Raw genomic sequence first — 25,227 nt, 5'->3', positions numbered from 1 at the left:
CAAGGCGACCGACCGCAGATAGTACATTGAGTACCTCTAGGGCGGGTAACACCGTAGCGGTTTAAAAGTGCTCTGACTATATATAGTAGACTGAGCGAGCCTGACAGCGTATCTAATTTATAGGGGATTGACTATGCCAAAGCAAAAAAAGCAGACACTATGACGACTGATAGCCAAAAGATAATTGAGACACCTAAAAAGACGTCGAAGCAAAGAACGTTGTCGATAGTTAAGACCATACTGTTATATGGCTTGATATTTGCGGTGATTTATAGCGCAGTCAATTGGTGGCGACAACCGGTCATGCCAGCCAATCCGCAACTGCAATTGACCGACTATCAAGGTCAAAGCATTGACTTAGCAGCGCTGAGTGAGGATAAACCGGCCCTGATATACTTTTGGGGGACTTGGTGCCCGATTTGTCGTGTGACCTCACCGACGATAGACAAGCTTGCAGCGGCAAATAATTATCCAGTGGTTACCATTGCGATTAAGTCTGGCTCAGATCAAGAGCTGCACCGCTACCTTAATGAAAATAGTTACCGCTTTACCACGGTCAACGATCAAGCAGGTGAGATATTTGCCGATTGGCAAGGACAAGTCACGCCTTCTTATGTGGTTCTAAAAGATGGCGAGATGACGCAAGGGCTGACCGGTATTCAACCACTCTGGTCGCTTAGATTGCGCTTGTGGTTGTCAGAAGTTTTTTAGCGCTTAGCCAGTTAGGTATAATCTAATAAATAGACAATCAAACTTGCCAGACCTATGCTTTAATGGACAAAGTATTTATGCTGACATCAATGATTGGTTTTAGTTAAAAACAGGACGATACTGGTCAGCTCTTTTTACCCTACCCATTTTGTCATATAATAGCTGCCGTTATCATATTCACTTTTCTAATTATTCTGTTAAAAATATTTTTTGTTGCAATCGTCTCATTAGCATTTATGATGGACGTAACTATTTATAAGCAACACGTTATAAGCTATATCTTTTAAGCAACACGTTATAAGCAACGTTTTCTAAGCAAAAGGCTAGCATCGATTATCAAATATTTGACCCCATATTATATTTAACCTTAAGCCTGAATTTCAAACGCAACCTCTAACCCTCATTTTAAAAGACACCTTCTATGACTGATAAAAGCACTGATACACCAAGCCAAGATTATAAAGACACGCTAAACCTTGCCGACACGCCTTTTGCGATGCGTGCAAACCTTGCCAAACGCGAGCCAGATTGGCTGGCTGCATGGGAAGCGGATGATGTGTACGGCAAAATTCGTCAGGCGCGTACAGGTGCGACCAAATACATTTTGCATGATGGCCCTCCATACGCCAACGGTCAGATTCACTTAGGTCATGCGGTCAATAAAGTGCTCAAAGACATTATCGTAAAGTCAAAAACCTTATCGGGCTTTGACGCGCCTTATGTGCCAGGTTGGGACTGTCATGGTCTGCCTATCGAGCAAAAGGTCGAAGCCAAGGTCGGCAAAGTCGGTCAAAAAGTCTCTGCGACTGAATTCCGTGGTCTGTGCCGCGAATATGCAAGCACGCAGATTGAGCTACAGAAGGCAGACTTTAAACGTCTGGGTGTGTTTGGTGATTGGGACAATCCTTATCTGACGATGAACTTCCATCAAGAAGCCAACATCGTGCGCGCTCTTGCCAAAATTTATGACAACGGTCATGTGACTCGCGGTATGAAGCCGGTCAATTGGTGCTTGGACTGTAGCTCTGCGCTGGCTGAGGCCGAAGTTGAATATCAGGACAAAGTCTCAGATGCTATCTACGTTAGCTTTGATGTGCTCGATACCGAAAAAGTTGCCGCATTGAGCGAAATCGATGGTAATATCGCAGCCGTTATTTGGACGACGACGCCTTGGACGCTACCTGCCAACCAAGCCATCGCCGTACATCCCGAGCATGACTATAGTGTGGTGGCGACCGAAAAAGGCAACTTCCTACTAGCGACTGATTTGGTTGAAAGCGCACTGACTGCGTTTAAGCTCAGCAATGAAGGCGTATTAGCGACTGTATCCGGACGCGAGCTGGAAGGTCTACGCGCCCAGCATCCATTGATTGAAGATCGTCAAGTGCCATTAATTTTAGGCGATCACGTGACTACAGATAGCGGTACGGGCCTCGTCCATACCGCACCGGGTCACGGTCTTGACGATTATATCGTTGGTCTCAAATATGACTTGCCAGTTGAAAACCCAGTGAGCGGTACAGGCGTCTATTTAGACAGTGCAGCGGTATTTGCGGGCGAGCATATCTACAAAGCCAATCCAAAAATCATCGCCGCCCTACATGAAAACGGTCATCTCGTTAGCCATACCAAGATTGAGCACAGCTATCCGCATTGCTGGCGTCATAAATCGCCAATTATCTTCCGTGCCACGCCGCAGTGGTTTATCAATATGGAGAAAGAAGGCTTACGTGAGCGTGCACTTGCAGATATCCCAGCCGTCAACTGGACGCCAGCATGGGGTCAAAACCGTATTGAATCGATGATGACAGGTCGCCCAGATTGGTGTATCTCACGCCAGCGTACATGGGGCGTGCCGATTGCCTTTTTCACTCATAAAGAAACGGGCGAGCTGCATCCAAATACGCTTGAGCTGATGGAAGTCGCCGCAAAAAATATCGATGCTGGCGGCGTTGAAGCTTGGTTTGATGCCAGCTGTGAAGATTACTTAGGTACAGAAGCGGCTGATTATGATAAATCTACCGACACCTTAGACGTTTGGTTTGACTCGGGTACGACGCATTTTGCCGTCCTTGAGCAACGCGATGAATTGACCAATCCCGCTGATCTATACTTAGAAGGCTCTGACCAGCATCGTGGTTGGTTCCAGACGTCACTGCTTACCTCTGAAGCGATGTACGAGCGCCCACCGTTCAAGCAAGTATTGACCCATGGTTTTGTGGTCGATGAAAACGGCCGCAAGATGAGTAAGTCGCTTGGCAATATCATCACGCCGCAAGAAGAGATCAATAAAACAGGCGCAGACATGCTGCGTTTGTGGATTGCGTCGAGCGATTATCGTTATGAGATGAGCGCGGGCAAAACAGTATTCAAAGGTGCGATCGATATGTATCGCCGCATCCGTAATACTCTGCGCTTCTTGCTTGCCAATACTGATGACTTTGATCCAGCGACCAACAGCGTTGATATTAATGAGCTGGTCAGCCTTGATAAGTTCATCATTGAGCGTACGCAAACCGTGCAAGCACAAATCATCGACGCTTATGATGCGATGGACTTCCACCAAGTTACTCAACATATTGCCGCGTTTTGCTCACAAGACTTGGGCAGCTTTTACTTAGATATCATCAAAGACCGTCAGTACACCACCCAAACTGATGGACAGCCACGTCGTTCTGCGCAAACGGCTATTTATCATATTGCCCAAGCATTGATTCGCTGGATTACGCCGATTTTGTCATTTACCGCCCAAGAAGCGTGGGAAGTATTGCAAGGTAAAAACGGCAACGAAGCAGGCTATGTGTTTACTGAAGAATGGTATACCTTTCCAAAGTTTGAGCTAAGCGCTATCAGTAACGATGACTGGCAACGTATTATGCAAGCAAAAGATATGGTGAATAAGCATATCGAAACGGCGCGCGGCGAAAAAATCATCAACGCTAACTTATCTGCTGACGTTGACTTATACGCCGATGGGGCGATGTATGAAAGCTTAGCTAAGCTCAGTGAAGAGCTGCGTTTTGTCTTGATTACCAGCAATGCGACTTTGAAGCCAATGAGTGATGCACCTGCTGCTAGTCAGAATGACGCAGCAGAGCAAGCCGAAAGCAACACCAAAGAAGCGGCAGACTTAGTGGTCAATATTAGTGCTGCGACTGGCACTAAATGTGTACGCTGCTGGCATATCCGTAATGACATCGGTACCGATAGCGCACACCCTGAACTATGTGCCCGCTGCGTCACTAATGTCGCAGGCAATGGCGAGGTGCGCCACTATGCCTAATTCATCAAAAAACAATCTGCCACCTACTGACGTCGATAATTCGCCTAAACCTGCGCATGCAACAATAGGGAACTCAACGACGCCGAGAAGTCGCTTGACCAAAACGCCAAAAATGATTGCTAATGGCAGTCGTGCTTTTGTATGGTATTTGCTGTCGCTGGTCGTACTTATCATCGATCAAGGCACGAAGTGGCTAGCTGAAACCAACCTGACTTTCCATGAGCCAGTACCCGTGATTGAGCCATTCCTCAATTGGACGTTGGCTTATAACTACGGTGCGGCTTTTAGCTTTTTGGCGGATGCTGGCGGTTGGCAAAAGTGGTTTTTTTCCGGATTGGCATTATTAATGTCGCTATTCTTAATTGGCTATTTGGTCAAAGCGCCACGAAAAGCCAAGCTGCTTTCTGTCGGACTGGCCTTAGTATTGGGCGGTGCGCTGGGCAATTTAATCGATCGCTTGCTACATGGTCACGTGATTGACTTTATCCATGTGCATTATGCCAACGTTTGGAACTATCCTATCTTTAATGTTGCCGATATGGGTATTTGTATCGGCGTGGTGCTGATTGTGATTGACATGCTCTTTTTGGAAAAAAAGCGTGAGGTTTAACGATTATAATCGTAGCTAGTTTTTAGATTCAAAAGGTGGGTTTGCGAATACGTAACCCATCTTTTCTTTTGCCTGTTATTTTTGATAAGTTACTGTGTTGGAGCTGATCCTGCTATACGCTATTATCTTACCTAAGAAAGGCTATTCGACTAAAGCGCTGCTGGGATTGCTGACCGGCGACACTTCCAGCAGCTGAGTCTCATCAGCCTTTCTTAGATAAGGATAACCGCTACTATCAGGGCTAGCGGTGAGATTATGATTTTTTAGGTATGTGTTGTGGTTATGTTTTACGAATTTATCATTACGAATGGTTGTTTGTAAGCTACAACTTAGCTATATTTATATCATTATTCCTTATCGGGGCACTGGGTGCACCCTACAAAAACTGCACTGGAAGTTAAACGTAAATCAGGAGAAGAGGTTTTCCATCTTGAAGGAAAATCTCTTTTATACCAAAGAATCAAGCAACTCTTTTAAAAAGTTCAAACCACCGCCCGCCAATATAAACAACAACCCTGCCATATTAATCACGACGGTCAAATAATACGCCACTCGAAACTCAGGCTTTTGTGACTTGTGGCGCAGATACGTCTGCGCGACCATCGCCCCAACCCAACCACCTAGCGCACTTAACAGATGCAAGGTCGACTCAGGCGTACGCCAAGCGCCACTTTGCGCAGCCGCTTTGTCCTTGGCATACATACCATAGGTAATAACCCCTAATGCCGCATACCAACCAACGACCAGCCAGCTTAACTTATCAGTGACGGCCAGTAAGATTAAAACCCCATAAAATCCAACGCCGAGAAACAGCCGTTTCTTTTGTCCAGCTTCAAACTCCGCTTGATGACTACGTTTTGCATTACGCTGACGGATTTGGCTGTTTTTTTGTGCTATTTTCTGTTGGACAAAGCTTAGCTCTTGCACATCTTTTGCCTGCATCCGCCCTTGGTTATCTTGCCCAAGCGTAAAGACGACTTGCTCACCCACTTCAGGGCGACGGCGCGCTTTGAACTCATTGATATGAAAGAATACTGAATCGCCCTGCTCAGTGTCGATAAAGCCAAAGCCTTTATCATCTTGCCACTTCTTGATGTGGCCTTGTTGCTTATTTGCCATGGTTGCTCTCACCCTCATTTAGACATGCCAAATATAGTACACTATTTGCGTTACACTATTTACGCTTACAACCTTTCCCAGATGGCTTATCATTTCTTATACTTATCATTTTTTATATTAATTTTTGACCTGACTTCCCAATCCCGCAACAGATGGCTTTTGACTATGAATGACTCGCAATTTATCAATCCCAATGAAGACACCCGCATCACTTTTGGCAGTCTTGTAAAGCTGCATTTTGAAGTTTCCCTAGAGAATGGTACAGTGATTGACTCAACGTTTAGCCGCGATGCGCCAGTGACGCTAACCATTGGCGACGAGAGCTTATTGCACGGTTTTGAGCAAGTGTTAATGAACCTGCGTGCAGGTGATACACGCTCTGCCCACCTCGATCCAGAGCAAGCGTTTGGTGATTGGAACCCTGACAACATTCAACATTTTAGCCGGACCCAGTTCGCGCTAGTCGCTGACAATCCTGAAATCGGCATGATGGTAGAGTTTGAGGACAAAGGTAAAAACACCTTACCTGGCACCATTAGCGCCATCAGTGACGATGAGATAGAAGTAGATTTCAATCATCCTTTAGCCGGTCAATCCGTATTATTTAAAGTAAAAGTATTCAAAGTAACACCGCCGGGCGTCACTGGTATCAAGCTAATGTAGTATAAAAATTGCTTTAGAGTAAAAACCTTATTTAGAATAAAAACAAGGATAAACAGATGCAATATCAAAAACTGCCACAAATTAATGAAGACGTTTCCAAAATCTGCTTAGGCACTATGACGTGGGGACAGCAGAATGATGAGACCCAAGCGCATGAGCAAATGGACATGGCGCTAAGCGAAGGGGTCAACTTTTGGGATACGGCTGAAATGTACCCCTCACCGCCGGATAAAGACAAGCAAGGCGATACTGAGCGCTTTATGGGCACCTGGTTTAACAAAACCAAACAGCGTAATAAAGTCGTGCTAGCCAGCAAAATATCACCGATGGATTTTTTACGCGACGGGCAAACACGTTATACCGCAAAAGACATCAGTAGCGCCATTGATGGTAATCTTGAACGCCTCCAAACCGATTATATCGATATTTATCAGCTACATTGGCCTGAACGCCAAGCGAACTTCTTTGGTCAGCGCGGTTATACTGAAGAGATGGCAGCGCAATCATTGGAGGGTTTGACGCCATTTTTAGAGACCATTCAAGCATTAAATGACGAGATCAAAAAAGGTCGTATTCGTGCTTATGGGCTATCGAATGATACGGCTTGGGGTCTGATGCGTTATCTGTGGGAAGCGGATAAAAACGGTTTAATCGCGCCTATCACCGTGCAAAACCCTTATAGCCTGCTGAACCGCTTATATGAAGTCAATATGGCAGAGATTGCGCATCGTGAGAATGTTGGTCTGCTTGCTTATTCACCGCTTGGCTTTGGTGTACTATCTGGCAAATATCTCGATGGTAAACGCCCTGAAGGTGCACGTCTCACTATGTATGATCGGTTTGCCCGCTATGTGAACGAGCAAGCAAAATCAGCCACCGTACAGTATGCCAAGATTGCCTCTGATGCTGGTTTGGATATGGCGCAAATGTCGCTAGCTTTTGTCAATTCACGCCCATTTGTGACCAGTAATATTATTGGGGCGACCAGTACTGAGCAATTAAAATCGAATATTGACAGCATCGATTTGACCTTAAGCTCAGACGTACTAGACGCGATTGAAGCGGTACATACCCAGCAACCCAATCCGTCACCTTAGTTTATTATCTTGACCTATTAATTTGATAGTTAAGTTAATTCAATGCGAACGTTGGTCTGATACAAATCATACTGTCATAAATTGCGACTAAGGTATTTATAAGTTAGCGTATTTACATCAAAAGCAAAAGGCGCAAATCGCTAGCATTATCACTGCGATTTGCGCCTTTTTTATGGCTGATTTTCTAATTTCACAAGCGATGCTTTAGATGCTTATACTTTAGAAAATTATGCCTTAGGGTCGGTGGTTAACACCCGTGTGTGTAGCTCAGCCAAGCCTTCTTGCATACGTTTTTGTAGCAAGTCAGTTACTGAGCTCTTATTTAGACCCTTCGGATCTATTGGTTCTAGCGGCAATACATAAGCGGTCACATCCTTAGTATCAAGCACTTTTTTTAGGCTCTCTGTCATCGTCAGCTTGCCATAATACGGCAGTGCTTCGCTGAGCGTACCGTCCTTATTGACATAAGCGATAACAATGGGGCGGACCGGTACATCTGCATCTATCGCTGCTTGTAACAAGGTACCATGAATGCGCTTGATTTTCTTGCCATCTGTGGTGGTCGCTTCTGGGAAGAATACCACCGAAAACCCTTTCGCCAAAAAGCTGGCTATCTGCGCTGCCACCGAGCCTGCATCGCCGGAACCGCGCTGAATAAACACCGTGCCTGCCGCATGAGCCAACTTGCCAAATACTGGCCACTCACCGATTTCTGCTTTAGATAAGAAAAAAGCCGGACTCACCGTGCCCACAACCGGAATATCCATCCATGACACATGATTGGATACCCATAGACCATGATGCTGTTGTACTGGCTCGACTTCGACGACCTTTACCCCAAATGAGCCGGCCATCTTGCGACAAAACGCTTGAATATAGCGTGGCAGCTTTTCGCGTGGTGGCTGTTTAAAGGCACCAATCCGCTGAGCGGCGCGTAGCCCTCCAGCGATCGTCGTGGTCATACCGGCAATCTGTTTGCCGCGACCCAATTGTTTTCTGAGTGAAAAGCCTGACTTAGCTTGGCTCATCTTCGTCCCTCATAATTGAATGTCTAGTTTTTGGATAGTGAAAAAACGAGCTAAGTATAACAAAATTCTGATGCTCAGTGATAGTTTGTTCACTCAGTGTTGTGAGCTGCTACTCCATATGTTCGTTTATATACTGGGTATTAAGAACTTTGAAAATTTGCAACGATAATGGCTGTAACATAAAGTCATCGCAAATTATGCGAATACCCTTTAATATCAAGTGATAAGACCACATATAGAGGGTCATATGAACGTTATATCAAAGCTAGCTGAATGGATAATAGCGATTTATTTACTTTATTAATAGGTGATACTCTTTGGATTATTTTGACAAACATAAAGGTGGCGAACGCGCCATTATCGTACATTTAGACATCCGCCAAATTCAAGATCCTGACGATCTTAACGAGTTTGAGCTACTGGCAGATTCAGCAGGGGCTGATCGCTTGGCGTTGGTTACTGGCTCACGCCAAAGACCCGATGCCAAATTCTTCGTTGGTAGTGGTAAAGCGGAAGAAATCGCTGAACTGGTTCGTGAGCATGACGCTGATATCGTTTTGTTCAATCACAGTTTATCGCCGTCACAAGAGCGTAACCTTGAATCGGTGGTGCAATGCCGTGTACTCGATCGTACCGGTTTGATTTTAGATATCTTTGCCCAGCGTGCGCGTACTTATGAAGGTAAGCTACAAGTAGAGCTGGCGCAGTTGAACCATTTGTCGACACGTTTGGTCCGTGGTTGGACGCATTTGGAACGCCAAAAAGGGGGTATCGGCTTGCGTGGACCGGGTGAAACTCAGCTTGAAACGGATCGTCGCTTATTGCAAACACGGGTAAACCAGCTCAAAACCAAACTGGAAAAAGTTCGCCAAACCCGTGCCCAAGGTCGAGCCCGTCGGCAGAAATCTGACGTACCGACTATCTCACTCGTCGGTTATACCAACGCGGGAAAATCTACCTTATTTAACCGCTTGGTCGATGAAAACATCTATGCGGCGGATAAACTGTTTGCCACGCTTGATCCTACTCTACGCCGCTTAGACTGGCAGGGTGTTGGTCGTGTGGTTTTGGTGGATACCGTAGGTTTTGTCCGTCACCTACCGCATGAGTTGGTTGAATCTTTTCATGCCACATTGGAAGAGACGCTAGAAGCCGATTTACTGCTACATGTCATCGACTCATCAAGTGAAGATATGCATGAGCAAATCCAAGCGGTGAAAGACGTATTGGCAGAGATTGATAATGATGTGCCCGTGCTCAACGTCTACAACAAGATTGACCTGACAGATGAGCCTGCCCATATCGGTTACGCTAGCGAAGGTCAGCCCAATCGCGTCTATGTGTCATCTAGACAAAATCTAGGAATGGAGGAGCTGTCACTTGCGGTTCAGCAGCTGCTTACCGGTACCTTGACGACCTTTGATTTGACGCTGCCTTATACGGCTGGTCAATTTAAAAACACCTTGTATGAGCTGGGCGTTATCTTAGAAGAAAGCTACGATGATAATGGTCATGAGTGCCTAACGATTCGTCTGCCTAGCGAACGCCTAAAACAGCTGCTGGGTCAGGCCGACTTGAATCCTTTAGAGGTATTGCCATTAGCGCAAGCCACGCTACTGATGCCCATACTGGAAGAGTTCGAGCAGCCTGATGAAGAGGATGAACCGTCTATGACAGCAGCCGAAGAACAAGCGTTTGACGAATTTAATGCCCTCAACGCTGAGACATTAGATTCAGAGCAGTCTAAAGCGCTAGAAACGAAAATTCCAGATTCACAGACTTAAATAGCTGCCTAATACAATGATGGGCTTATTAATACAATTAGTTGATTGGTATATTATGATGGATGGTATATTATGATGGATGGTTTAGTATAATCGATTGCCCATCATAAATTATTAAATGATAAATGATAAATGGACGCTATCAACGATATCGTCCATTTTTTTGACTTTTTTATGTCAGTGGTTTTTTAATAAAATCTAGCAGATCAATAACACGCCCTAGCAGCCCATAGGCTTTATTAGTTGGACCACTCTCTATATAATCGAGCTTTATATAATCAACCAATCTTGCAGCCTAAAACTCGCGACACAAAATACTGAGTGCTCAAGACTACTATCAATGTTAGCAAAAATATTCTTTTCTGCCATGCTCGTGGCTCTATGCCGACTCGCGCTTATAAATACACTCCCTCTGAATTGGCCAAAACTGCTTATGAAGTCCACTCATTCCTCGCGTATGCCCCTATGGATGTCCGTCATCCTAACGTTGGTCATGGTCATCTTTGTCCGCGAATCTGCCGTTATTATCTGTCAGTGGGCAGGTATCGAAAAAGCGGCCAATATCGTTGGCCTAGTCGCCATGTTCCTTATTTTGATGGTATGGCGATTACTCAAAGGTCTGCCCAGTTGGCTCACCCAAGCCAGCAACACTTTATTGGTCGATAGTGGCTTTGCTTTTTTGCCCGTATCAGCTGGAGCAGGCTTGCTACTATTTGCCTTAGGGGATGAGTTTTGGGGTGTGATGCTGACTATGTTGATCAGTACGCTCATTCCGCTATGGGGACTTGCTATCCTTGCCAATCACTGGCTAAGCAATAGCGCAAATACCAATACTACTCATAAGCAAGAACAGCAGCCTTGAGCTGTGTGACCAAGGAGATGTAATGACTTTTGATAGTGTATTGATGGCGACCCTTGCAGCAATATTATTAACCTTGGCAGCGCACGTCATTGCCCGCGTACTGGCACGTAAGCTATCGTGGCTACCGATGGTGATTACCGCTTTGGGGCTTGTCCTTTTATTCTTATTCATCCTGCAATGGGATTACAATAATTATTATAGCGTTGCCAAGCCCGTATTTGACCATCTATTAGGGTATGTAACGGTACTGTTAGCCGTGCCATTAGCGGCGATGAATTTTAAAGGCTTACCAGTCAAGAAGCTGACCTTAATTGTAGCCATGGCCAGCGTTATTGGTGCGTTACTACCCATGTCATTGGCGTACCTGTTTTCCTTAAGTCATGACACTATATTGGCGTTTGCCACCCGTTCAGTCACTACACCCATTGGTTTGAGCGTCGCCGATTTGATTAAAGCGCCACTGGCCATGGCTAACTTGATTATTATTGTCTCAGGTCTAATCGGTGGTACTCTAGCGCGCTTTTTGTTTCGCAGTATCGATGATGATCGTGCTAAAGGTTTGGCACTTGGCTTGGCTGCTCATGCTTTCGGCACGGTAGAAGCTTGGCAAATTAGCCACACTGCCGGTCGTTATGCAGCCTTTGGTTTGGCAGTTAATGGTTTGGTCACTGCCGTGTGGGTACCTATTTTTATCAGTGCCTTTTCCGTTTAAGAGCGTTTAGAAAACCCATCACTATTGTGGCCAATTTTTCGTCTTTACTGATCATTTACCGTCGCAGTCCGTCTATTGAGGCGTTTGTATCAACTTAAAAACACTGAAGCAAGTATGCAATCGATGCGCTTAAAACCCTTAGTGTGTTGATTTTTTTACAAATTAAAGGCGGCTTTTGTGCTTTGTTCTGCTAATCCTATGCGCTAAAAAGTTATTATATGTTATAGTAAGCAACTATTATTTTTTGTATCTATCGCAAGTGGTTTCTTGTTAAGCGTGGTTATTGCTAGGTGGCTATCTTCTTTATAGCTATAAAATCCTGCAAACACGGTAACCGCTTTAACGCGCAACATGACGCGCCTATAGGCAAAACAATTTGCTATTATTCGATAAAAAGTGATATCTCTATGATAAATATCTCCCCTTTGATTACCCGCTGTTTGTCTCCGCTTTTACTCAGCACCATTGCTAGTACACTTACCTTCTCCACGCTTTCGATGACTGCTCACGCAGGCAATATGTATATCTATAAAGACAAAGGCGGACAAGTACTGCTCACCAATGTCAATCCTAGTGGCAACTTTGATAAATTTACCAAAAAAGTGAAAGTGACTTACTACAAAGACTCTAAGATGTATGATGGCAGTAATAGCAGCGGTAGTGATTATGGTAACAGCACAGCAAGTAGTAGCGGTAGCCGCAACGCTTATGACAGTTATATTCGCGCCTCTGCCGAGCGTAATGGTGTAGATCCTGCCCTCATGAAAGCCATGATGCATACCGAATCCGCATTCAATCCCAACGCGCGCTCGCCTGTGGGTGCTCAAGGCCTAATGCAGCTAATGCCAGCCACTGCCCGCCGCTTCAAAGTGAGCAATCCTTGGAATCCTGCCGACAATATCGAAGGGTCTGCTAAATATATCGCTTGGTTGATGCGCCGCTTTAATAATAACGTCGAACATGCGGTGGCCGGTTATAATGCGGGTGAAGGTAACGTCGATAAATATGGTGGCATCCCGCCGTTTAAAGAAACCCGCAACTATGTCAAAAGCGTCATGAGCCGCTATCACAGCTTATATAAAAATGACTCAGGTCTGTCTGGTAGTAGCATGAGCGCCAGCAACAGCAATACCACTGCTAGTAATGGCATGCAAAAAGTCAGTTATGGCACTAGCAGCAATACCAATAGCGCCAGTTATGCCAATTCAGCGTATGCGGCCTTACGTTAATATAGTGACATAATGATCAGCGAAAAGTAATATCAATACATCACGCACTGCTGATATCAATTTTTCTTGCTTGCTGTGCCTGCGCAGACAGAGGCTGCAAAAAATTGATATCAGCAATACTGTCGCGTTTTTAGGATGTTTTGACTATAACTGTTAATGATATAACTAAATCAGCAGACACAAAAAAGCCCGTTATTAAATAACGGGCTTTTTTGTGCTTGATTGCTTCTTATGTCAAACAATCTATAAGTACTGAGCAAAAACAAACTCAGCACTTACTGCATTTTAAAACTTACTTATTAGCTAGTGCTTGAGTTGCAGCAACTTCAGCAGCGAAATCTTCTTGCTTCTTCTCAATGCCTTCACCAACTTCTAGACGTTTAAAGCCAAGTACTTTTACGCCTTCAGCTTTCAATACGTCACCAACTTTTTTCTCGTTGTCCATGACGTATGGCTGACGCAATAACGTTACTTCGTCTAGGTACTTACGTAGGCCACCTTCGATCATTTTTTCAACGATGTTGTCAGGTTTGCCAGATTCTTTGGCTTTGGCTTCGATGATGTCTTTTTCGCGCGCTAGTACATCAGCAGCGACGTTTTCGTCATCGACGGCAACTGGGTTAAACGCAGCGATATGCATGGCAAGGTTTTTGCCAGTGTCTGCGCTGCCGCCTTCATAAGATACCACTACACCGATACGCAGGCCATGACGGTATGCAGCGATGTTAGCGCCTTCAAGTACTTCAACACGGCGAATCTGGATATTTTCACCGATTTTTTGTACCAATGATACACGTGCTTCTTCAACGGTTTGACCATCGCCATATGGTAATTCAGCGATAGCAGCAACGTCAGTCACGTTGTTCTCTAGAGCAATGCTAGCCACTTTTTCTGCAAATGCATTGAAGCTGTCATCTTTTGCAACGAAATCAGTCTGGCAGTTAACTTCTAACAAGAATGCTTTGTTTTCGCCTTGAGCGATGATGATAGCGCCGTCAGCTGCAATGTTACCCGCTTTTTTAGCGGCTTTGGCTTGACCAGACTTACGTAGGTTATCAATGGCAGTTTCGACATCACCGTTTGATTCTTCCAACGCTTTTTTACATTCCATCATGCCAAGACCAGTACGGTCGCGCAATTCTTTTACCATTTTGGCAGATACTTTTACTTCTGACATAAGAGTTACCTTTTATTATGTATGTGAGTATTGTTATGTATGTGAGTGCTTAACTTCTATTCAATATTTTTATACTGTTTATAAATATTGTTTACAGATACTGTATTTTATAAGTACTGTTTATCAATACTATATTGCTCTTGTGGTGATGAAAGTGCACATCGTTGATCGTGACAACTGAAGTCATTGTGATAGCAGACACTGAGTATCACGAGTCCAACTATAAGCGATAATACTCACCTAATAACGAGCAATTCATCAACAACAAGGCATGACGAGTAGAACTACATCATGCCTATTGTGAGCTTATACGCTGTTAATATCTTTATATGGATGCTGACAGAGTCACTATCAAGATATCCTTACAAAGGTAAACCTTTTGGGTCAGCTATTTATTCTGCTGGAGTGGCTGCTTCTTCGGTAGCCGCTTCAGCTGGTGCTGCTTCAGTAGCTGCTTGCTCTACAGGTTGCTCTTGATCAGCTTTGCCGCCTGCTTGAGTCTGTGCGTATTCTTTACCAGCAATAATCGCATCAGCCATAGAGGTTACATACAAAGTCACGGCACGGATAGCATCATCGTTTGCTGGAATGATGTAATCAACGTTATCAGGGTTAGAGTTGGTATCAACGATACCGATAACTGGGATACCTAGATTCTTGGCTTCTTTGATAGCGATCGCTTCATGATCCACGTCTACAACGAAGATTGCGTCAGGTAGGCCGCCCATGTCTTTGATACCGCCTAATGAACGCTCAAGTTTCTCCATATCGCGAGTACGCTCTAATGCTTCACGCTTAGTAAGCTTAGCGAAAGTACCGTCTTCTGCTTGTTTTTCTAGCTCTTTTAGACGGTTGATTGACTGGCGAAGGGTTTTCCAGTTGGTAAGCATACCACCTAACCAGCGATGGTCAACGTATGGCATACCAGCGCGGGCAGCTTGTTCACGGATGATACCGCTAGCAGCGCGTTTAGTACCAACGAACAATACTTTATTTTTCTTAGCAGCTAAGCCGTTTACGTAAGTCAATGCTTCGTTAAACGCTTTTACCGTGTGCTCTAAGTTGATGATGTGAATCTTGTTACGGGCACCAAAGATATATGGTCCCATTTTTGGATTCCAAAAACGTGTTTGGTGACCAAAGTGAGCGCCGGCTTGTAGTAGGTCGCGCATTTCGATTTTGGTTGGATTCTTTGTAGCCATGTGAAATTCCTATTGGTTGGGTTATGCCTCCACATCACAAAAACTGCCTATCTAGCGACACGCATTTGCTAATGATTAGTGCTGATAAATATCGCACTAACTTTTTGCAAATTAATCAAGTCGCCAAACACCCAGCAATTTTTTGCCATGATGTGTGTGTCATTGGTTGATGGGTTGGTTTAAAAAATGAGCTATAATTTGAACGTATAGAATACTATATGATTAAAAATAACTGGGCTGTATTTTATCATAAAAGTCAGAGTAATTCCCACTATTATTACATGATGGTATTGCCTAACTACTCCGCATCATCAAGATTTAAATTACGGTCTATCTGCCAAATTAAATAAGTACCCAGACTCATAAGCGAAAACATCGCAATACCGATTTTCAATACTGGATTGACTGGGAATAAGTTTAATAATAGGCCACCAAAAATACCCACTGAAAACATCAATGACCCTTGCATCGCACTGGCCATACCGGCACGACGCTTTTGAAAGGCAAGCGCAATAGCAGACGCGTTTGGCTGAGTCAAACCAAGACCAGCAATACAAAAGAAAATACAGGCCAATACCAAAGGCAGCCACGCATCGGTACCAAAGACAATCCCTATCACAAACAATACGCCGGCAGAGATAACCTGCATCATGGCACCAAAACGCAAAATACTTAGGATACGGAAGCGATTGGTCAGCCATTGGTTTAGCTGGGTTAAAGCGACAAAACCGGCTGCATTCATACCGAATAACCAGCCGAAATGGGTTGCTGACACTCCATAAGTATCCATGATTAGCTCAGAGGCCGAGCTGATATAGACAAACATCGCACCCATCAACAACCCTCCACCAATCGCTGGATAGTTAAAGGTTGGATCTTTTAATAAATCCCAATACTGACTAAGCACCTCTTTTGCAGGACGCACATTACGATTTTCTTCGGTCAATGTCTCAAAAAAGAAAAACTTAGTAAGCAATAAATTTAGGGCACCAAAAGCGGCCAAAAACCAGAAAATGGAATGCCAATCAAAAAACTGCAAAAACAGTGCACCAAGCGACGGCGCTAATATGGGTGCTAAGCCCATGACCAAAATCATAATCGAAAAAGCTTTTGCGGTTTGCTTGGCGGTTAGGCGATCTCGAATAGCAGCGCGAGTCACTACTGCCCCCACACAAGCGCCCAATGCCTGCATCGTTCGCCCTACAAATAATACATATTCATTGTCAGTGGTCGCACAAAGAATGGACGCAATCACATACAGTGTCATACCTATATATAAAGGCTTAACACGGCCGACACGGTCACTAAAAGGGCCATAAAATAACTGCCCGAATACCAAACCCAAAAAATACGCTGGTACAGAGTTGGCCATAAATGCCGTAGATACGCCAAAATCATCTGCCATTGACGGTAACGCAGGCAGATACATATCAATGGATAATGGTCCTACCGCAACCATTAACCCCAGCATCATAATCCATGCAACAGGCAGATCAGCAGAACGTACTCGTTCGGCAGCGATAGGTTTATTTGGGAGAGAGGATTTTGGGGCAGACATATTTACACCGTTTATATAGTGATGATTACTTAAGCGCTTGTAAGATGCATAGAATAGATATTTTTAACGACAATAGTGCATCTCTACCTAAATCTGTGCAAGCAAACAGTGTTATATCGTGCTGTCCGCTCGTATTTCAATAGTCATAGGGAACTAATGAAACAAGCCTTAACAACTAAAAACAATCAACGTAATTTATCAAAATATGTTTGGTATATTTTTGATCCCAATGCGGCTATAAAAGTGATTAAAATTAAAGGTTTTGAGAGCAGGATCGTTCTAAATAAACCCTTTGACCTCTAGCTTAGATTTACTTTTTTGAATTATTAATTTCGTCAAATTCTTCTTGAGTCATTATCTGTCTATGATCTTTAAAAAAATTAATAACGCGCTCATTATTATCAACAAACCCTTGGATAATCTCCGGATGCTTTAATATATTACCATCAACGGCTATTACATCTTTAAACGCCTGCGCAAACTGTGTATCGTAGCCGCTCAGATTAAATCTTTGGTTATAAGCATCATTCATTATTCTAACCTTGTACTGTAGTAAAAAATCCTTATCCAATATGGTATACAGATCATAATAATTATGAAAAGGACCAAGTTTTTCATTAGGATACTTAGCAAATATCAGTTGTAATGGACTGGTCTGATTTGACATACCATCTATCACTAGCATTTCTTGACTAGAATCAGCATAAAATCGCTCGATGTTTGACGTTTTTTCTAGTAGCGACTCTGGAGGAAAAGTATAGTAAAAATATTCCTTACCAGTGACAATTTTGCCATTAAGGTCATACAAGGGATCTACTTCTACTCTAAACACCTTCCCTAAGTCCTCAGAGGGACAATGAAACTCACCGGATAAGTTTCCTGATAAAGTCTCAGCTTGAAAGTTTAATACCAAGCTTTTCGTTGAGAACTCATCCAAATCGTCAGCATCATTATGGTTACATCTAGGAAAAGTAGTGACATACACTTTGTCTGATATTTCTGCGGGTATATAAGCGGTAACTGGCTCATTTGGATCTTCTGGCTCGGTACATCCGATTACTAAGATTCCTATAGTATTCAAAACAAAAATGCCTATGAACCTTAGCATCGTCATAATCATCCTAGTTCGTACAGTTAAGTCTTATTAAGTTCTGAATGGAGCGTACTTCTAGCACCAAAAGAATGTTAGCGGAACTGACGTTTGCTAAATACGGTACTGGCTTGCTTGGCTTTTCTGAGCGCAAGCTTACGGTTACGACCGAACATCATCTTTAACTGCCAGACTTTTTCTTGATATAACGTCAACGCTGATTGTTCATACATCGCATTAATGACCCGCTTACTGGCCAATACCGCATCTGGTGAACGCTCTGCAAATTCAGCAGCGAGCTGTTGTGCTTGCTCTAAAGGTGTCTCGCTACAATGACTGACGAGACCTAACTCTTTACCTTCGGTTGCATCAATCGTACGCGCACTCATCGCCAGCTCTTTTAGGACATCAGCGCGAACCACACCCAACGCCGATTGAGTCAATCCCATATCTGGCACGAGTCCCCACTTGGCTTCCATAATAGACAACTTGCAATCAGGATGACTGATACGAACATCGCAAGCCAGCGCCAGTTGTAGTCCTGCACCGATACAGTAGCCTTCTAGTACCGCAATAACAGGGACAGGCACATCACGCCAAACCAAACAGACGCGCTGAAAAAGGCTCTGCCAAGGTTTTACCAACTCCCAAAGGGCAAATGCTTGGTTTTTTGGATGGTTTAAATCACCCAAATCGATACCGGCACAAAACGTCCCTTCGGCACCATTTAAAATCACCGCACGTATCGTCTTATCTTTGCTGATGCGACCCGCTACTTTGATCAACTCATCGACCACCTGAAAGCTCATGGCGTTTTTTTTCTCAGGGCGGTTTAAGGTAACGGTGAGAATGTGGTCAGTCACGCTCACTTGTAAGGTCTTATACTGATAAGTGGCAATCGCGTTCATAACAATCCTTATTAATAAATAAAATAAATATCCTGCTAATGAGGCCAATATTAACAGGGTTATATCTACCATACCCTATGAATAACTGACTGTCAGGATATCATCCCTCCTATTAATCAATAAATGATGGTCAATTTGGCAGATAAATCTAGCTGATATATTAGGGCATGTCCTCAATTCAACCGATAGCAATCTAAATGGGCTAAAAATGGTTAAATCTTGCCAAACATCGTCAAATAGCTAGGTAATATATCGATATTATCTGCACTATTTTCCTTGTTTGACTGCAATTTACCTCATTTTTATCGCCATTTTTAAAATGAGGACACGCCCTAGGGTCTTTTAAACATTCAAATGTAGCACTGTCGGTGGCTGTCTTAAATCATTTTCCATGTCATATCATTTTCACTCAAACGATGATAATTCAGCTGCGGATAAGCCGATAAATCTAGCGCTTGTAAATTACTTAACGCGCTTAGCAATGCGTCATAATAGGGTTCAAGCATTGCAAACTGGGCGGGCGTGGTATGTTGGACATTCAATAAGCACTTGTCTTCCAAATCTTGGCTGGCCTGACGCAACTGCGGCACACCAGTATAGCGGCTACCACCTAAGATACGATGGGCAATTTGCGCAAGGGCACTACGGTCACGGGCATCCCACGCTTGAGTGAGGGCGCGTTTTTCCTCATTGATCGTATCAATCATCATAATAATAAGCTTGGCTGCGAGATCTGGTTTATTGGCTGAACGAGTCAGCGCATCTTGCCAGTCTAAGATATGGGAGCTGCTCGTATCATTAACGCTTAGGTCGAGGTTTATGTCGTCGTCCAATTTGGCCTGCGTGCTTGCAGACATCTCTTCATCTGTGTCGCTTGACACTTGGTAAGGAGGATACAATAACGACGCTTGGCGTTGTTGTTGATAGCGCAAACTTGCATAACGTGGCTGAGTTTCGCGCAGCGTTTCTCGTCTATAGTCATCACGAGGCTGGCTGTCTCGTAAGTAGTCATCACGGATTTTTTTCAATGATAAAGGGCGAGTAATTTTTTGCTGATTGATACCTTCGGACGCCTGATCACGATTATCGTCATTACCCTTAACTAGCGGACAAGCAGGCGATATATCATCTGGCAGCAAGCCTAAAGGATGATTTCGCGCATCAAAATCTTGCGAATTAAAATCTTGAGCATCAGTACCTTGTTGTGCATGGGCTTCTGGCATAGCGGTTAATTGCGGCACGGTCGTCGTGCGTCCTAGCCACTTTTGCAGCACTTGTAGCAACTGTGGTTGGCTAATAGGCTTACCCACATAATCATTGATACCGCTCGCCATCAGCTTGTCACGCTCGTCAGCCAAGCCATGGGCGGTCAAGGCAATAATAGGAATACGATTATCAGCATTTTCGATATTACGAATTTGTCGAGCCGCTTCATGCCCTGACATCCGTGGCATTTGTATGTCCATAAATATCAAGTCAATACTGTTTTTATCCTGATTATTGGTTTTATCCTGATTGCTGCCTTTGTCTTCATTAGCCTCTTCAGAATACCCAGAACTGCTAGTGGTTTTACCCACCTCGTCACGGGTTTCGGCTTTTGAGATTTGGGTCTTTTTAGAGAGACTTTGCTTATCGGCTTTGGCTGTCTTGATATTTTTGGTTTGTTGCTTGCTGATAAGTTCTATGGCTTCAAAACCGCTATTGGCCGTAATCACCTGAATGCCAAGCTCGCTGAGCAAGGCATCGAGCACCAGCAGGTTGGGCAAATGATCATCGACTGCCAGCACGGTCACGCCCTTCCAGCGCGGCTCTTGCATGTCTTTAGGAGCGCTGCGTTTTTGTGTATCGAGCATGGCATAGAGCTGGCGCTTGTCTAATGGCTCATACAATATATTGGCATGATAGCGGTTGAGTAGCGCTTGATCAGCGGCAACTTGATAGCCAAATACCGCCAGCTTGCCTTGGTAATGGAGGCGGATCTGTTTGAGTAATGCCATCATATCGTCTTGGGTGTCATCATCGACGATGACCCAATCCCAATAGTTACCGCGCTCTTTTAACGACTCAAGTACACCGGGTAATGAGTTGGCTTGGGTCAGCTTAATTGGTAGGTATTGCAAGCTGGCTTTGAGCACTTGGATGGACGCCGTATGATTGATCCATACCAACACATTAAACTCATCTGTGGCACTTGCCAGCGGCGCTAACACGGGTAGCGCAATCGTCTGACCAGTAGCGGCTTCTAGCACATCGACGTGGGCTGGCATCCGAAACCAGAACGTCGCGCCTTGATTGGCGATGTTTTCTTGTGCATTATCATAAAAACCAATATCGCCGCCCATCAAACGGGTTAATTGCTTGGAGATAACCAAACCCAGCCCTGTACCACCATACTGGCGAGTGATTGACGGATCGCCTTGACTAAAGCTTTGGAACAGCATTTTTTGATCAGCTAAAGAAATACCTTTGCCGCTATCTTGCACGCTAATCATCAAGTAATTGTCGCGATGGTCATCCAAGCTGACGCGCACCACCACATCACCACTGTCCGTAAACTTAATGGCATTGCCGACGATATTGGTCAATACTTGTTTGAGCCGCAAGGCATCGCCATTGACGCGCATCGGCACATCATTATAAAACAGCACCGCCATGCGTAGCCCCTTTTCTGAGGATACCGGTGACAGCATGTCGACCACATCATAGATGGTGTCATACAAGTCAAACTCATGGCGATCGAGCACCAATTTGCCCGCTTCGATTTTAGAAAAATCTAACACATCGTTCACTAAAGCGAGCAAGTGTGCCGACGATTTGCGTATGGTTTGCACATATAAGTCTTGTTCAGGATTGAGCTCACCATGACGCGCCAGCAAATTAATAAAGCCGTCAATACTGTTGAGCGGCGTGCGTAACTCATGGCTGATATTGGCCAAAAACGCAGATTTGGCTTGGCTGGTTGAAATAGCGGCATCACGTGCGTTTCTTATAGAGATGTTTTGCATTTCCATCTCATCAAACGCCAAACGCAAGTCATCTTCGGTCTGCTCGGCGTGGTCTTTAAGCTCTTGAAAGCTACCATGTAAGCGGCGCAACGTCCTGACTAAATCCTGTTGCAACAAATTCAGCTCGCCATTTGACTCAACCGGAATAGGTTGGTAGAGATTGTCAACATGGGTACGTTGTAACTGCAAGCGCAACTCATAAATCGGTGCAATCCAACGTTTTGAGTAAATATTCAAACTCAGCAGTAATATCAAAATAGTGAACAAGCCCGTGATGACTAGCGCCATGGCAATACGATACCGAGCAATATAAAGCGGCTCATTGTCCATATCAATCATTAGCCAGAGTTGCTGACCGTCAAAATCCCCAAGCATACTGCCATAGGCGTTACCGATAGGTGTTGGCTTTTGCGATAAAAACTTGCCGGTCGTTTCGATCATAGGCCACGCTTCTTCAACGCCATAACCTACCGTTGCGAGTACTTGATTGTCCTGATTAATAATAGCAATACGCTGGACATGCTGCTCAGACTGTATACGCCCAAGCCTCTCTTGGATACCACCGAGCGTAGTGGCAGCTCTTTGCGATGCTTGATCTGCATTGCCAGCATTGACCTTACTGGCTGCTTGTTGGCGCTGCTCCAATAATTCAGGAATACGCTCAGCAATCGTGGGTGTATAGCGGATGAGCACCGCCTCTGCCAATGCTTCTTGCTCTGAGTTGCTGGCACGCATCGTCTCATAAAATACCAGAGTACCGCCAACCGCTGCTAATAAACAGATCGGTAAAAACACCAATATAATCAGCTGGCCATAGGCGCTACTGGTATCAAAACGTTTTTTGTATGCCATGCTGGGTTGACTCTCCACTGATATTTTTACAATAAATACGTATGCTGTTTTCACTTATTACGCCGCAGCCTATCACTGACGCTCGAGATTATCTTAACAGGATTTTATGAATGGCTGTTAAACATTCATAGCGCTTATCTTAACCTTCATAACGCTTATAAGAGAAACATCGCTCATTGATAACACTGACGTCTGCAAGGTTTAAACGATTCATTTTGTTAGCAAGACATTTACCAATAATATCTGATGTCATCAGCGCGGCTGAAAACAAAATGATATAATGACGCAACTTTTTATCTGTCACCATCAATACCTTGTCATAGGACAAGATTTATCATGACGGTTTCAGAATTTACGCTGATGGTCTCAAGCTTTTATTAAACGATAAAAATAGTGTATTAATTAGGGCCTGTCTTCAATTAACTCGATAGTCATCTAAATGGGCTAAAAAGCACACATTATTAAATAAATTGTCCTCTAAAAAACCAATAAGGATACCTTATGTCCACTACGGCCATGGCAAACGCCAACTTTATCACTCAAGTAACGGATCTTGCCGACTGCGTAGGTCAGACGCCTTTAGTCAAATTGCATCGTCTGCCTGAGCAAGAACATATTACTAACGGTGCCGTACTGCTCGCCAAACTTGAGGGCAATAACCCTGCTGGTTCTGTCAAAGACCGTCCGGCCTTTAATATGATTTATCAGGCAGAACAGCGCGGTGATATCAAGCCTGGTGATATGCTGATTGAAGCAACCAGCGGCAATACTGGCATTGCCTTGGCTATGGTCGCAGCGATGCGTGGTTATCCAATGACGCTATTGATGCCAACCAACTCGACCCAAGAGCGCAAAGACGCCATGATGGCTTATGGCGCGACGTTGATCGAAGTGGACGAAGGTATGGAAGCGGCACGTGATTTGGCATTGCAGATGCAAGCCGATGGCAAAGGTATCGTCTTAGATCAGTTTAATAATCCTGATAACAGACAAGCGCATTATCTAACGACTGGGCCTGAGCTATGGGCGCAAACTGACGGTAAAATTACCCACTTTATTAGCTCGATGGGTACGACTGGTACTATTACCGGTGTCTCACAATACTTAAAAGAGCAAAACCCAGCGATTAAAATTATCGGATTGCAGCCTGACGAGGAAGCTTCTATTGCGGGTATCCGCCGTTGGCCTGCCGCTTATATGCCGGGTATTTTTGATGCAAATTTGGTCGATGAAGTGATGGATATTGACCAACATATCGCTGAAGTATATATGCGCAAACTGGCCAAAACCGAAGGTATTTTCGCGGGCGTATCTTCAGGTGCCGCTGCATGGGCTGCCGTACAAGTGGCTAAAGAAAACCCTGATGCCGTTATCGCCTTTATTGTCTGCGATCGTGGTGATCGCTATCTATCGACAGGCTTATATAACGTTGATGACAGCATAGACCATGCAGCACCATAATTTCAAAATTAATTAGGTTTATCTATGTCACATGCCCTACCCTCTGACCCTATATTGGTCTTTGATATTGAAACTGTCGCGGATACAGCGGCGGCTCGCCGTATTTATCCACAATTGGCAGATCTCAATGATGCGGATGCCCTGAGCGCATTGACAGCGTTACGTATACAAGAAGCTGGGCATGACTTTATGCGCTTGCCGTTGCAACGTATTGTTTGTATTTCGGCGTTATATATTAAAGATGGTAAGTTATCGTTGTTTTCGTTGACCGCAGATAAGTTTAGCGAAAAAGACATTCTCGTTAAATTCTTTCGAGCCTTTAGTAACATTGAAAAATTACCACAGCTCATCAGCTGGAATGGCTCAGGTTTCGATATTCCGGTATTGATTTACCGCGCCATGCAATATGATCTGTCAGCGCCTTGGCTGTTTGAAGAAGGCGCACGCATCAAAAACATGCGCTTCGATAATTATGTCAATCGTTTCCATACTCGTCATCTTGATTTGATGGACAGATTTAGCCAATACGGTGCCAGTCGCCGTGAAGCGATGGATATCGTCGCCAGCCTCTACGGACTGCCGGGCAAAACCAGCGTCGATGGCAGCATGGTTGGTGATCTCGTGAGCAATGATGACTGGCAGACGCTGTCTATTTATTGCGAATCTGACGTGATGAATACTTGGTTAATATATCTGCGCTGGCTGCGTTTGACCGGTCAACTGTCTTCACCAGATTTTGATGCTTGGCAGCAGCAAAGCCATGATTATCTAACCAATTACACGCAAGCCGATGGTAGTGCCCGTCATCAAGAATTCATCGCTGATTGGTCATTTACGCCGCCCGTATAAAAATTATTCTTTGTACTAATATCTGTA

Annotated in this window: 19 protein-coding genes; 11 read left to right on the top strand and 8 right to left on the bottom strand. The window is 44.4% G+C overall.

Translation table 11 applies throughout. The annotated features are described in order from the left end of the window. The first annotated feature begins 159 nt into the window (after positions 1-159). The 3 genes from W293_RS0102455 to lspA all read left to right on the top strand — a co-directional run bounded on the left by W293_RS0102455 (position 160) and on the right by lspA (position 4,604). Positions 160-711 (top strand): protein disulfide oxidoreductase, encoded by a 552-nt coding sequence (locus tag W293_RS0102455; RefSeq protein WP_025650934.1) that lies wholly within the window; start codon positions 160-162, stop codon positions 709-711. A gap of 421 nt (positions 712-1,132) precedes the next feature. Beyond that, positions 1,133-3,994: an isoleucine--tRNA ligase gene (gene ileS, locus W293_RS0102450; RefSeq protein ID WP_025650933.1), complete on the top strand. Its 2,862-nt coding sequence runs from the start codon at positions 1,133-1,135 to the stop codon at positions 3,992-3,994. Beyond that, positions 3,987-4,604, top strand: a complete 618-nt coding sequence (gene lspA, locus W293_RS0102445) for a signal peptidase II (RefSeq protein WP_025650932.1) — start codon at positions 3,987-3,989, stop codon at positions 4,602-4,604. The genes ileS and lspA overlap by 8 nt, the downstream gene beginning before the upstream one ends. 447 nt (positions 4,605-5,051) lie before the next feature. Here lspA and W293_RS0102440 read toward each other — a convergent pair whose 3' ends face one another. Continuing rightward, positions 5,052-5,723 (bottom strand): DUF1294 domain-containing protein, encoded by a 672-nt coding sequence (locus W293_RS0102440; protein WP_025650931.1) that lies wholly within the window; start codon positions 5,721-5,723, stop codon positions 5,052-5,054. A 165-nt stretch (positions 5,724-5,888) separates the two neighbouring features. Between W293_RS0102440 and W293_RS0102435 the strand changes: the two genes are divergently transcribed. Then, the gene (locus W293_RS0102435; protein WP_025650930.1) at positions 5,889-6,386 is read left to right on the top strand and encodes an FKBP-type peptidyl-prolyl cis-trans isomerase; all 498 of its coding nucleotides are present in this window, start codon (positions 5,889-5,891) and stop codon (positions 6,384-6,386) included. Positions 6,387-6,442: 56 nt separating this feature from the next. Further along, the gene (locus W293_RS0102430; RefSeq protein ID WP_025650929.1) at positions 6,443-7,483 is read left to right on the top strand and encodes an aldo/keto reductase; all 1,041 of its coding nucleotides are present in this window, start codon (positions 6,443-6,445) and stop codon (positions 7,481-7,483) included. Positions 7,484-7,710: 227 nt separating this feature from the next. Here the strand turns inward: W293_RS0102430 and W293_RS0102425 are convergent, their stop codons facing one another. Further along, the gene (locus W293_RS0102425; RefSeq protein ID WP_025650928.1) at positions 7,711-8,511 is read right to left on the bottom strand and encodes a lysophospholipid acyltransferase family protein; all 801 of its coding nucleotides are present in this window, start codon (positions 8,509-8,511) and stop codon (positions 7,711-7,713) included. Between the two features lie 317 nt (positions 8,512-8,828). Here W293_RS0102425 and hflX point away from each other — a divergent pair, with 317 nt between their 5' ends. From hflX to W293_RS0102395, 4 genes are all read left to right on the top strand, one after another. Next, on the top strand, positions 8,829-10,295 hold the full coding sequence (gene hflX / locus W293_RS0102420) for a ribosome rescue GTPase HflX (protein ID WP_025650927.1): 1,467 nt from the start codon (positions 8,829-8,831) through the stop codon (positions 10,293-10,295). Positions 10,296-10,728: 433 nt separating this feature from the next. Then, the gene (locus W293_RS0102410) at positions 10,729-11,157 is read left to right on the top strand and encodes a hypothetical protein (RefSeq protein WP_025650926.1); all 429 of its coding nucleotides are present in this window, start codon (positions 10,729-10,731) and stop codon (positions 11,155-11,157) included. Positions 11,158-11,179: 22 nt separating this feature from the next. Beyond that, on the top strand, positions 11,180-11,869 hold the full coding sequence (locus tag W293_RS0102405) for an LrgB family protein (RefSeq protein ID WP_025650925.1): 690 nt from the start codon (positions 11,180-11,182) through the stop codon (positions 11,867-11,869). A gap of 407 nt (positions 11,870-12,276) precedes the next feature. Beyond that, complete coding sequence (locus tag W293_RS0102395; protein ID WP_025650924.1) at positions 12,277-13,098, top strand: lytic transglycosylase domain-containing protein; 822 nt, start codon at positions 12,277-12,279, stop codon at positions 13,096-13,098. A 292-nt stretch (positions 13,099-13,390) separates the two neighbouring features. On the opposite strand, the gene tsf is transcribed toward W293_RS0102395, so the two are convergent. The 6 genes from tsf to W293_RS0102355 form a co-directional block, all read right to left on the bottom strand. Beyond that, positions 13,391-14,275, bottom strand: coding sequence for a translation elongation factor Ts (tsf, locus tag W293_RS0102390; protein WP_025650923.1), 885 nt, complete (start codon positions 14,273-14,275; stop codon positions 13,391-13,393). 392 nt (positions 14,276-14,667) lie between these two features. Next, a complete protein-coding gene (gene rpsB, locus W293_RS0102385; RefSeq protein WP_025650922.1) occupies positions 14,668-15,477 on the bottom strand; it encodes a 30S ribosomal protein S2 in 810 nt (269 codons plus the stop codon). 298 nt (positions 15,478-15,775) lie between these two features. Continuing rightward, on the bottom strand, positions 15,776-17,035 hold the full coding sequence (locus tag W293_RS0102375; RefSeq protein ID WP_025650921.1) for a multidrug effflux MFS transporter: 1,260 nt from the start codon (positions 17,033-17,035) through the stop codon (positions 15,776-15,778). Positions 17,036-17,345: 310 nt separating this feature from the next. Further along, positions 17,346-18,149, bottom strand: coding sequence for a hypothetical protein (locus tag W293_RS0102365; RefSeq protein ID WP_025650920.1), 804 nt, complete (start codon positions 18,147-18,149; stop codon positions 17,346-17,348). Between the two features lie 71 nt (positions 18,150-18,220). Next, positions 18,221-19,033 (bottom strand): crotonase/enoyl-CoA hydratase family protein, encoded by an 813-nt coding sequence (locus tag W293_RS0102360; RefSeq protein ID WP_025650919.1) that lies wholly within the window; start codon positions 19,031-19,033, stop codon positions 18,221-18,223. A gap of 377 nt (positions 19,034-19,410) precedes the next feature. Next, positions 19,411-22,890, bottom strand: a complete 3,480-nt coding sequence (locus W293_RS0102355; RefSeq protein WP_025650918.1) for an ATP-binding protein — start codon at positions 22,888-22,890, stop codon at positions 19,411-19,413. 501 nt (positions 22,891-23,391) lie between these two features. Here W293_RS0102355 and cysM point away from each other — a divergent pair. Together cysM and W293_RS0102340 are read left to right on the top strand one after the other, a co-directional pair. Continuing rightward, entirely contained in the window at positions 23,392-24,351 is a 960-nt protein-coding gene (gene cysM / locus W293_RS0102345) for a cysteine synthase CysM (protein ID WP_025650917.1), read from the top strand. A gap of 24 nt (positions 24,352-24,375) precedes the next feature. Further along, positions 24,376-25,200 carry a 3'-5' exonuclease gene (locus W293_RS0102340; RefSeq protein WP_025650916.1) on the top strand — a complete coding sequence of 275 codons (825 nt, stop codon included), beginning with the start codon at positions 24,376-24,378 and terminating at the stop codon, positions 25,198-25,200. Positions 25,201-25,227 lie beyond the last annotated feature (27 nt).

This window comes from Psychrobacter sp. TB67, assembly GCF_000511065.1.
Taxonomy (GTDB): Bacteria; Pseudomonadota; Gammaproteobacteria; order Pseudomonadales; family Moraxellaceae; genus Psychrobacter; species Psychrobacter okhotskensis.
Note: the sequence above shows the minus strand (reverse complement) of the source record. Positions and strands in the feature narration are given on the sequence as shown.

Bases quoted from the DNA above. Each gene is read 5' to 3' on its own strand.
- W293_RS0102455 (WP_025650934.1), top strand. From the start codon at position 160: ATGACGACTGATAGCCAAAAGATAATTGAGACACCTAAAAAGACGTCG.
- ileS (WP_025650933.1), top strand. From the start codon at position 1,133: ATGACTGATAAAAGCACTGATACACCAAGCCAAGATTATAAAGACACG.
- lspA (WP_025650932.1), top strand. From the start codon at position 3,987: ATGCCTAATTCATCAAAAAACAATCTGCCACCTACTGACGTCGATAAT.
- W293_RS0102440 (WP_025650931.1), bottom strand. From the start codon at position 5,723: ATGGCAAATAAGCAACAAGGCCACATCAAGAAGTGGCAAGATGATAAA.
- W293_RS0102435 (WP_025650930.1), top strand. From the start codon at position 5,889: ATGAATGACTCGCAATTTATCAATCCCAATGAAGACACCCGCATCACT.
- W293_RS0102430 (WP_025650929.1), top strand. From the start codon at position 6,443: ATGCAATATCAAAAACTGCCACAAATTAATGAAGACGTTTCCAAAATC.
- W293_RS0102425 (WP_025650928.1), bottom strand. From the start codon at position 8,511: ATGAGCCAAGCTAAGTCAGGCTTTTCACTCAGAAAACAATTGGGTCGC.
- W293_RS0102410 (WP_025650926.1), top strand. From the start codon at position 10,729: ATGAAGTCCACTCATTCCTCGCGTATGCCCCTATGGATGTCCGTCATC.
- W293_RS0102405 (WP_025650925.1), top strand. From the start codon at position 11,180: ATGACTTTTGATAGTGTATTGATGGCGACCCTTGCAGCAATATTATTA.
- W293_RS0102395 (WP_025650924.1), top strand. From the start codon at position 12,277: ATGATAAATATCTCCCCTTTGATTACCCGCTGTTTGTCTCCGCTTTTA.
- tsf (WP_025650923.1), bottom strand. From the start codon at position 14,275: ATGTCAGAAGTAAAAGTATCTGCCAAAATGGTAAAAGAATTGCGCGAC.
- rpsB (WP_025650922.1), bottom strand. From the start codon at position 15,477: ATGGCTACAAAGAATCCAACCAAAATCGAAATGCGCGACCTACTACAA.
- W293_RS0102375 (WP_025650921.1), bottom strand. From the start codon at position 17,035: ATGTCTGCCCCAAAATCCTCTCTCCCAAATAAACCTATCGCTGCCGAA.
- W293_RS0102365 (WP_025650920.1), bottom strand. From the start codon at position 18,149: ATGACGATGCTAAGGTTCATAGGCATTTTTGTTTTGAATACTATAGGA.
- W293_RS0102360 (WP_025650919.1), bottom strand. From the start codon at position 19,033: ATGAACGCGATTGCCACTTATCAGTATAAGACCTTACAAGTGAGCGTG.
- W293_RS0102355 (WP_025650918.1), bottom strand. From the start codon at position 22,890: ATGGCATACAAAAAACGTTTTGATACCAGTAGCGCCTATGGCCAGCTG.
- cysM (WP_025650917.1), top strand. From the start codon at position 23,392: ATGTCCACTACGGCCATGGCAAACGCCAACTTTATCACTCAAGTAACG.
- W293_RS0102340 (WP_025650916.1), top strand. From the start codon at position 24,376: ATGTCACATGCCCTACCCTCTGACCCTATATTGGTCTTTGATATTGAA.